The organism is Alteromonas sp. MmMcT2-2 (assembly GCF_022348305.1).
GTDB classification, from domain to species: Bacteria; Pseudomonadota; Gammaproteobacteria; order Enterobacterales; family Alteromonadaceae; genus Alteromonas; species Alteromonas macleodii.
This window is the reverse complement of record NZ_JAKRFA010000071.1, coordinates 1-9569: the sequence shown is the minus strand read 5'-3', so window position 1 is coordinate 9569 and position 9569 is coordinate 1. Positions and strand designations below refer to the sequence as shown.

The following is a 9569-nucleotide window of genomic DNA, read 5'->3' as shown; positions in this document are numbered from 1 at the left end:
ATCTCTTACCATTACGATATGTACTGTACTGACCCCATTCCCAACAAAATGAAGCCTCCAACGTGAACATGATATCGAGACTCAATCCCGCGGCTTTAGTACCTGCTGTCTACGCTTCACGAATAGCGTTACCGTTACCCATGCAAGACTCGCTTCCGGCTAGTGGTTAGCTTTTACCGGGAGGGAGTTGAACCCTCTGGAATTCAACGAATAATTTTGGTTACTACATTTTTTTTTTTTACCTCCTTTATTCTCAGGCTTAGCCTGTCGCAAGCTGGGCCCATGCACGTCGTAAGTTTATGGAAGCAAAGAAAGGCGCGGGTAAAAAAGGCAGCGGCAAAGCAGACTGGGCACTCAATCACATCCAAAAACTCTATCGCATCGAAACTCAATTAAAAGATAAAACGGTGGAGGTGCGCTACCTTACCAGACAAGAAAAGAGCCTGCCGTTGCTCAACCAGCTCCATACATGGCTAGAGAAATCAGTACAACAAGTGCTACCGAAAACCAAATTAGGTGAAGCGATACAATACTGCTTGAACCAATGGGAAAAGCTTGCACGCTACACACTCGATGGATTACTGAATATCGATAACAATCGCGCTGAGCGCGCGATTAAACCGTTCGTGATAGGCAGAAAAAACTGGCTGTTTAGCCAGACCGCTACCGGCGCCAATGCCAGCGCCATCCTCTACAGCATCATCGAAACCGCAAAAGCCAACGACCTCAATGTGTTCGAGTATGTGATGTCTTGCCTTGATGAACTCAGTCGGCCCAACGCCGATATCGAGCAACTTCTACCATGGCACTTTGCTAAGCGCTAGGTGGGATTAGCGGACGTTTACGCGAAACTGACCCCCTGCCCGAATAACACCGCCGCTAGCGGAATGTTGCCCATTGAACCAATAAACGTAAAAAAAGCCGCGACTGGGCCTACGATTGTCTGTGCGAGAATTTGTAAAAAGGAATTCGACTCCTGTCCGGCCCCTATGAAGAGAGATTGAAAAAATTCAGTGGGAACGAATACCGCGATGATACCGGCAACCGTAAATCCAATGGTTACATCTTTCCATACCATCTTCCATTCCATTGTGTAACGGCTGGCAACTTGGTGCCATCCTGCTTTACTCATTATTTTATCTTTCCAGCCTTTTTCCTTACTATTTGCCTGGCTGTCGCCTCCCTCTGCTTTTTTCGCGTGTGATTGCGCTTTTTCCTCAAGCTCTTTTTTACACGTCAGTTTGACCAAAAGCCACACGGCCAGGATAAGCAGAATACCACCGACATATTCTCCTACAACGAACTGCCACCCAAGAAAAATAGAAATGATTATGCCTAATTCCACCACCAGGTTGGTGGACGCCAACATGAAAGCAAGCGAAGGAACTAAGCCTGCACCTTTTACAAATAGGGCACGCGTCGTCGATAACGCAGCGAAGGAACATGAACTGGAAATAAAACCAAAGAAAGTGCCCAATGCCACACTTTTAGGGCCGGCTTTTCCCATGGACTTTTGCATGCGCTCTTTGGTCACAAAAACTTGGATCATTGAGCTTATTAGGTAACCAAGCGCGAAAGCCCAAAAAGCCATCCAAAACAGACCCAAGGTAGTGTGAGCCGCCTCTTGCCATTGCGTTAAAAACTCACTCATTGTTCTCTCCTTTAAGACAATGTTAATCAATCGCCGATTCAATTAATGGCTTTATGGATTGCTGCGTATTTGTATCTCAACCATCGGTGCATGGAACATTACATTCTGTGCTGTATCATGATGCCTGAGCCTGAAGCACTTGGTTGATACGTGACGAAACAAGTCAGTGCTAAGAGAATGAATTATTTAAGGTGATGCGGGTATTACTTCTCATCAATACTGATGTCTCTTGCTTTAGTGTAAGCTTCCCAACCTTCTTTTGCTGCATAAGGTACAATGAGCAATGCCGCCACAGGATCAGCCCACCACCAACCAAACCAATTTACCAATAGCAAACCGGCAAGGACAACGATCGTTTGGTATAAGCAGATAAAGGTATCTTTAGCATCGGCGAGTAACGCCGGGCTATCCAGCTTGCGGCCATATTTTCTTTTGAAATGAATCAAAATCGGGTTGATAAGCAAGGAAGTAACTAAAATGATTAACCCCATAGTGCTCCAGCTTGACGTTTGCTGACTAAGAAGTTTTGTAACGGAATCATAAGATATAAATATGCAGACCAAAGTAAATGATACGGCAATCACGTAGAGAGTGATTTTCTTCCGTCTATTTACTTGTTTTTTATCAATTCCCTTAAGTTCGCCGTGTAGACGCCAGCCTAGCGTGGTAGCGCTTAACACCTCTATTGTACTGTCCAATGCCCACCCTATGAGCGCTGAACTATTAGCAATTATTCCTGCGATTAAAGCTACTATGACTTCAATTGCATCATAGATGACATTTAATATTTGAAGCGTTCTGGCCTTTTTTAAATCACTTTTTCTTGTTGGTTCCATGTTTTACCTTTTATATATTCCATCCAATAAAATCTTCATATTTTTTCGCACTCGTTCTATACTTGTTTCTTTAGAAGTCAAGTAAGCTAATTACGCCATTTCCAAAACTTGCCTGAGTACAGATAAGCACTGCGTACATGGGGTCCATTGTGACCAGGTTTTATAAAAGGGGCCTACCACATTTTCCAGACAACATTTACTAAAAAGGAAAAGAAATGACATTTGCTTGCGGGCTTGCAGACAAATGTTTAATTCTATTCATCACGCGCTTTATCTGAACGTAAGTATTTCCACAACGCAGCCACTGCCCCGATTAGGACCATCACTACCAGTAGCCAGATCAAACCCATACCTATCATCATTTCAACCCCCATCGTCTCTCCCATACAATTCATCATGATTTATGTACTCCCTAATTGAACCACCCGCATTTATGTAAACCGGCAAAGCCATAATGACGTCAAATTGAACCATCATAGGCCTTAGAGTGCAGTACCCTTAGACTAGAGGTAGGCGGGCACTCTTGGCTCCAATTTTTCCATAGGTTTTTGCGTTCGCTTTTTGTTGACAAAGACTTGGCTCATTGAGCTTATTAGGTAGCCAAGCACGAAAACCTAAAAAGCCATATAAACAGTGCCAAGGTAGTATGAGCAGTCTCTTGCCATTGCGTTAAAAACTCACTCATTGTTCCCACGTTTTTGGCGATGTTAATCCATCCCTGATTCAATTAATGGCTTTATGGATTGTTGCGTATTTGTACTTTAACTATTGGTGCGGGGATCATTTGGCAAGGCCTGACTTTCCTAGACACTTTCTATGTCCTTAAAATACTGCCTGTCATATTCTGTTGGTGACGTGCTTCCGTTGGCAGGATGAGGTGTTCCGGAAGACTATTACATTTGATGATTTTTACTATTACAACCTGATAAGTAAGCGGAAGAGATTTCTTGACATTGTTCGTAGGAATGAGGCCTGACTTTGCAAAGAATTTGCAAAGCTTCTCAATGTAAACATATACCCATGATTTCAATAAAGTAATGTATGCGCATTTATTTCAAAATCCGTTGCTAGCGATAGCGTGGCGGTTCAAGTCCGCCCACTGGTACCATTTACTTCTTTTAGAAGAAGATACTGAAACCGAACTTTGAGTCGGTTTTTTTATGCCTTATTTTCTATTCAAACGCGGATGTATCATCCATGAGACTGTATTCAATCGTCGCCAAATGCATCACCCAGTTCAATCAGCCCTGCCTCTGACAAATTAATGAGCTTCAATAATGCTAGAGCTTGTTGTTGCTCTTCGTAGTCATTCGCATCCTGAATAACATACTTTGGCTTGCCATTTTGCGTGACCAAAATGGGATTATCCAATTCCAGATGATTCGCATTTTCCTTCATGTAAGATACAGTTTGAATTTTCATGACAATCTCTATTGGTCTAAATAAAGGCTTACTATAGTCCGATAGACGAAAAATGAAACGGATAGATTTCCGAGTGGCCCGCAATATTTTCATGATATACCTATACCGGAACATTTATTTAATCAATTCGGCTTCAAAATTGAAAACTCTGCATGTTATGCTTACACATCAATTCAGCGATTAAAGACCACTTACTTGACAAAGTTTGATAAAGATCTCCCGAAATTAGAGATGCGGCTTGACGCATTTTTTGATGCCATTGATGACGAAGATTACAAACTTGCCCGACTCATTGTAAAAAAGGCGGTCAGGAAATTCCCCCGACATCCTGTTTGCTTCGCGCTTCAAGGGTTAGCAGCTGTATTTATCGATGACGATCATACCGATGGTTATTTGTTTTTTAAGCAAGCAATAAACAGTGGCTACGCACCTGCTTTTGTATACTTTAATTTTGGACTCTGTGCCGAAAAATCTGGCTCAATTGCTGAATCTTTAGCAGCTTTTCAAAATGCGCTGGACAGTGCGTCACCGGAAGAACTTCATCAATATGAACCTGCCAGACTCCATCTCCAGGCGATTAGAGAACAACTTCCCAAACACCTCACTTTAGAACAGTACCTTATAGACGCCAAAATTTTTGAAGAAGGTGTTGTATTGTTAGAAAGTCATAAGTTCAGTGAAGCGGCAAACTGCTTTACTCTGCTGTTAAAAAGCCAGCCTGAGCATGTACAAAGCTGCGGCAATTTCGGAATTTGTCAGATGTATTTAGGCGATCACTTGTCTGCAAAACGTGCGTTTCATCGAGCGTTAGCTATTGATCCAGATTACCGGTTAGCTGAAACTAACCTGACATTATTAAAAGCGCTTGAAGACGGAGAGATAAAAGAGCTTCCCGGACTTGGTATTACCGATTTCTATGCAGAAAAAGAGAAAACCTCAAATCCTGCCACTGAACTCAATCAGGCAATATCACAAGCCGTGGCCAACGAGCAGTTTAATTCAATTGAGGATGCCCAAGCATTTGTTGAGAACTATATGAATGAGCATAACAGTTCACCAAATACTGATATGCTTAACCTCACACCAAGCCAAACTCACAAGCTACTTACTGAGCCTTTCGAATCCAGTGATTTACTTAGCTGGCAATTTTCGAATGTTACCAAATTTACATCAGCCCCTGTTTATTGGTTAGCTGTAAATTTAATAGGAGCGTTAGGGGCTGATGGAGTTAAGTGCACCGCCAATGGAAATTTGCCCCGCAATTTATGTCGGTCTCTATTCGATAGTTATGTGAAAGAGTTTACTCCCAACTTTATCGTTTCCAAAATAAATAAAGAAGACGATTTCATTAACCTACATGTAGTTCGCAGCATCTTGTTGATTGCCAAATTAATTCGTAAACACGGTGGACGCTGGAAGCCATTGAAATCAACATGGCAACTTTATGAGCGCATACAGCAAGGTGATAAGACAGCTGCGACTGAACTTTATCAAGTACTGTTTCAGACGTATGCTACTGAGTACAACTGGGCGTACATTAGTGGTAATGAGAGCGATTGTGCATTCTATCAGTTCAGTATAGGTTACTCATTGTATATGCTTCGTCATCTTGGCGCTGAATGGCGACATTACCGAGAATACCAAGTACTATATGAGCAGGCTTTCCCAGATCAAGCAGATCCGGTGTCAGAGCTTTCAACGATAGAATTTCCCTCCCAGTATATTTTTCATTTCTGGTTCGACTTTGCATGGCAAGTCGGACTAATAGAAAAACGTGAAAGTACCGATGAAAAAAGAATAAGCTTTTCCAAAGAAATTATCGCGACTCCTCTGTTTAGCGAGCTGATATCTTGGCACATATGAATCCGGTGATAAAAACCGTCATTTACTCTAATCGAATGCATGCGGCATCAGTAATTATAGCGTCTTCAATAAACATCAATTTATTTGTTATGGCATGGAATTTCAGATCAAAACACACCGTTTATTTGAATCTGATAGAAAGGGATTCCACCTAAACCTCATCAGCTTTGTTTGGGGCTTCATGGACTGGGGAAGGGAGAATCGGGTAAAGTAGCGCTACGCATTTTCTATGCGAAAAACTGTTAGTCATGCAAATAATTTGCAAAGCGTCATTCTTACAATTTAACTTGCTGAATTACAATAACTATTTCAAAAACCAACTTTTCAAAATCCGTTGCTAGCGATAGCGTGGCGGTTCAAGGTCGGTCCCATCAAGCCCGCCCATTGGTGCCATCTTCTTCTAAAGAAGAAGATACTGAGACCGACTTTTGAGTCGGTTTTTATTTTTTGACTTCACTAGAGGCTGTTAATCTTTGTATGAAAAGCAGTCGGCATAGCAACGAGGTATAATTGTTTCGCCAAAAATAATTAACCGTAATGTTGCTATGCCAAGAACGATGCTAACAGATGATGCGTGGGAAATCCTAAAAGTACTGCTAAAGGAGAGTGGTAGAGTCTATAACAAATATGAGCACCGAAATAGGCTGGAGGGCATACTTTACCGAATGCGTACCGGCATTCAGTGGCGAGATTTGCCACCTGAATTTGGTCTCTGGAATACGGTCTTCCGACGATTCAATCTATGGTCGAAGAAAGGCATATTGCAAAAGTTATTTGAAAGCTTAGCCTCCGAGGGTGACCCAGAATGGTTGTTTCTTGATGGTAGTATAGTTAAAGCGCATCAGGATAGTAGCGGTGCAGCGGGTAAACAAGATGAGGCCATCGGAAAAAGTCGAGGTGGTAACTCAACGAAAATTCACCTTGCAGTAGATAGCGGTGGCTTGCCCGTTTATTTTGAACTATCCGGTGGTCAAGTGAATGACATCGTACATGCACAAAGCCTGATACTAAACTCTCCACAAGCCGATATTGTTTGTGCTGATAAAGGCTATGACAGTGAATCCTTTAGAGCTTATGTAGAAGAAAGTGGAGCAGATGCCAAAATTCCACGCAAAAGAAATAACAAGTTAGGTAATGCCGATATGGACTGGTGCCTGTATCGATATAGGAACCTTGTTGAAAACGCGTTTTTGAGGATAAAAAGGTACCGTGCTATAGCAACAAGATACGACAAGCTAGCTCTAAACTATAGCAGTACAGTCGCATTGGCATTCATGATGATGTGGCTACCAATGTACTGCTGAACAAATAATGTTCAAAGATCAACAGCCTCTAGATTTGACATGAATTTCGAGGCGATCTGAATTCACTTTAAGCGTTTTTTAAACTACACCTTGCTCAATCATTGCGTCTGCAACCCGACGAAAGGCAGCAATATTAGCTCCTAATACAAGGTTACCGGGCGCACCGAATTCTCTTGCAGTCTCACTGGCTCGTAGATAAATATCCTTCGTTATTTGTAGTAATTGACAATCGACTTGCTCGAAAGTCCATTTTTGCATACTGGCGTTTTGCGCCATTTCTAACTGACTTGTCGCTACTCCCCCGGCGTTAGCGGCCTTACCCGGACCATAAGAAATACCGGCTTTAAGAAAGTACTCTACCGCACCTTGTGAAGAAGCCATATTTGCACCTTCACTCACCAATTTGCATCCATTAGAAACCAGTGCTTCGGCATCACGAGTTGTTAACTCATTTTGTGTGGCACATGGAAACGCTAAGTCTGCCTTGTATCGCCAAATAGTATGTCCTCCTGAAGGATATTCACTGATCGGAATGAACTGTGCCCTGGGGTGAGACTTTAAGTAACGTAAAAGCGAAGTACGTTCTTTTTCTTTGAGTTCCTTAATAAGAGACAGATCCAACCCTTGCGCATGATATAGCGTACCGGTTGAGTCACTACAGGCAATAGGAGTAGCACCAAGTTGATAAAGCTTCTCCATTGCATAAATAGCGACATTTCCAGCACCGGACACGAGGCAACGTTGTCCTTGTAAGTTTTCGCCTCGTGCATTAAGCATGTGATCTGCGAAATATACTGTTCCATATCCTGTTGCCTCCTTTCGCGCGTACGACCCCCCCCAAAGCAAACCTTTTCCGGTAAGTACGCCCTCATATTTCCCGGTCAGTCTTTTGTATTGACCGAACATGTAGCCTATTTCTCTGGCGCCTACACCAATATCACCGGCAGGCACATCAGTATTGGGTCCAATATGACGATAGAGTTCGTTCATGAATGACTGACAAAAACGCATTATTTCGGCATCGCTTCGTCCTTTTGGATCGAAATTTGCGCCTCCTTTGCCCCCCCCAATTGGCAGGCCAGTTAACGCATTTTTAAATATTTGTTCAAATCCTAAGAATTTTATAATACTGGCATTGACCGAAGGATGAAAACGAAGTCCTCCTTTGTACGGACCAAGTGCCGAATTAAATTCAATGCGGTATCCCTTATTAATCTGTATATTTCCGCTGTCATCTTGCCAGGGCACCCGAAACATAATTTGTCTTTCGGGTTCAACTAATCGCTGTATAATTGAATGCTTCGCATAATAGTTGTTTTTTTCCAGAACAGGTTCCAGAGTTCGCAGGACTTCCTCAACAGCCTGATAAAATTCAGTTTGTGCCGGACTGCTTTGTTTTAGCTGAGAAATAGTAGTACTTAAATAATTCATAAATCAACCTGTTAATGATTACCTTCTAATCACAGACGAGATAACGGACTTTTCTTTTTACTTCTAATATATCAATTTGTTGTTCGCCACTTTTAGTATTCCAGCTAATTTTTTGACCAGCTCTTAAACCTATTAATGCCGAGCCAATTGGTGCGAAAATTGAAATGCCGTCTTCGTATTTATGCATATCCAATGGAAGGCAGAGTGTTTTAGTCAAGTATTTATCAAACTTACTTATTTTAAATGTAACCTGAGAACCTATTGCCACGACGTCTGGAGCAAGATCTTTAATGTTAACGACTTTGGCGCGAACTAATTCTTTTTCTAATTCGTCAAACCTTTCAGTCGGTAATTTAATTTTTCTTAGCTGTTCTTCAATATCACTCAAGTCTTCATATGAAATTGTGATGTTAGGTTTTCTTGACATGATAATCCTTCCTCTTTGAATTAAAAATCACGCGCAGGAGAGCCTTTCCTGTGAGGAAATATAAATTTAATCTATAGCTTTAATTTATTCCGGTACGGTATTTCTGGTTTTAGATAAATAAGAGGCGGCCGAATGCAGAACTGCATCCGGCTTAATTGGGTAAGGTGAGTAAAATGCTCTTGTTGAGATTACAGTGCTTAGTCATGATTTCCTCATTGCTGTCACTGATATTAATACTTAATAAAAAAATAACAAGAACTTTTAAGATTATAACGCTCCGTATTTAAGGAATTAGCAGTGAAAAATTCTGAGTTTTTCGTCATGAGCAATATTTTATTCTTTAAGGTATTTTTCTTGCTGATTTATCAAAGAGTTTATTGGCGTCAATCATCGTTGAAACTTGATTAAACTTCTTGATGCGGCCCGAATAATTCATAATTGATTCGCGATTGACTGACGCCCAAGGCTAATAATTCATGCTTGATAGCAAGCATAAATTGCAAAGGTCCACAGAGATAAAACTCGCCCTCTTTCAGTGGTAAAGAACCTTTAACGTCTTCTATTTTCATTCTTCCGGTAGTTTCATTTTGACTACTGCTAACGTCATTTTCATACCACGTGTGCGACTGCAGGTT

General features: G+C 41.6%; 7 protein-coding genes and 2 pseudogenes. 3 read left to right on the top strand and 6 right to left on the bottom strand.

Annotated elements, in window-relative coordinates:
- Positions 1-275 precede the first annotated feature (275 nt).
- A pseudogene (locus tag MHM99_RS20000) lies at positions 276-824 on the top strand (IS66 family transposase); the annotation flags it as partial.
- A gap of 17 nt (positions 825-841) precedes the next feature.
- Here MHM99_RS20000 and MHM99_RS19995 read toward each other — a convergent pair.
- The 3 genes from MHM99_RS19995 to MHM99_RS19985 form a co-directional block, all read right to left on the bottom strand.
- Positions 842-1651, bottom strand: a complete 810-nt coding sequence (locus tag MHM99_RS19995; protein WP_049588196.1) for a permease — start codon at positions 1649-1651, stop codon at positions 842-844.
- Between the two features lie 203 nt (positions 1652-1854).
- Entirely contained in the window at positions 1855-2487 is a 633-nt protein-coding gene (locus tag MHM99_RS19990; RefSeq protein ID WP_015067954.1) for a cation transporter, read from the bottom strand.
- Between the two features lie 1209 nt (positions 2488-3696).
- Entirely contained in the window at positions 3697-3909 is a 213-nt protein-coding gene (locus MHM99_RS19985; protein ID WP_049588195.1) for a type II toxin-antitoxin system prevent-host-death family antitoxin, read from the bottom strand.
- A gap of 195 nt (positions 3910-4104) precedes the next feature.
- Here MHM99_RS19985 and MHM99_RS19980 point away from each other — a divergent pair, with 195 nt between their 5' ends.
- Positions 4105-5772 carry a hypothetical protein gene (locus tag MHM99_RS19980; RefSeq protein WP_049588186.1) on the top strand — a complete coding sequence of 556 codons (1668 nt, stop codon included), beginning with the start codon at positions 4105-4107 and terminating at the stop codon, positions 5770-5772.
- A gap of 545 nt (positions 5773-6317) precedes the next feature.
- Positions 6318-7076 carry an IS5 family transposase gene (locus MHM99_RS19975; RefSeq protein WP_049588185.1) on the top strand — a complete coding sequence of 253 codons (759 nt, stop codon included), beginning with the start codon at positions 6318-6320 and terminating at the stop codon, positions 7074-7076.
- A 78-nt stretch (positions 7077-7154) separates the two neighbouring features.
- Here the strand turns inward: MHM99_RS19975 and gdhA are convergent, their stop codons facing one another.
- The 3 genes and pseudogenes from gdhA to MHM99_RS19960 form a co-directional block, all read right to left on the bottom strand.
- On the bottom strand, positions 7155-8507 hold the full coding sequence (gene gdhA, locus MHM99_RS19970) for an NADP-specific glutamate dehydrogenase (RefSeq protein ID WP_049588184.1): 1353 nt from the start codon (positions 8505-8507) through the stop codon (positions 7155-7157).
- 25 nt (positions 8508-8532) lie between these two features.
- A complete protein-coding gene (locus tag MHM99_RS19965) occupies positions 8533-8934 on the bottom strand; it encodes a GreA/GreB family elongation factor (RefSeq protein WP_049588182.1) in 402 nt (133 codons plus the stop codon).
- Positions 8935-9338: 404 nt separating this feature from the next.
- Positions 9339-9569, bottom strand: a pseudogene (locus MHM99_RS19960) (NO-inducible flavohemoprotein); the annotation flags it as partial.

Excerpts from the sequence above, each read along its gene's own strand:
- MHM99_RS19985 (WP_049588195.1), bottom strand. The coding sequence starts at position 3,909 with ATGAAAATTCAAACTGTATCTTACATGAAGGAAAATGCGAATCATCTG.
- MHM99_RS19975 (WP_049588185.1), top strand. The coding sequence starts at position 6,318 with ATGCCAAGAACGATGCTAACAGATGATGCGTGGGAAATCCTAAAAGTA.
- gdhA (WP_049588184.1), bottom strand. The coding sequence starts at position 8,507 with ATGAATTATTTAAGTACTACTATTTCTCAGCTAAAACAAAGCAGTCCG.
- MHM99_RS19990 (WP_015067954.1), bottom strand. The coding sequence starts at position 2,487 with ATGGAACCAACAAGAAAAAGTGATTTAAAAAAGGCCAGAACGCTTCAA.
- MHM99_RS19965 (WP_049588182.1), bottom strand. The coding sequence starts at position 8,934 with ATGTCAAGAAAACCTAACATCACAATTTCATATGAAGACTTGAGTGAT.
- MHM99_RS19995 (WP_049588196.1), bottom strand. The coding sequence starts at position 1,651 with ATGAGTGAGTTTTTAACGCAATGGCAAGAGGCGGCTCACACTACCTTG.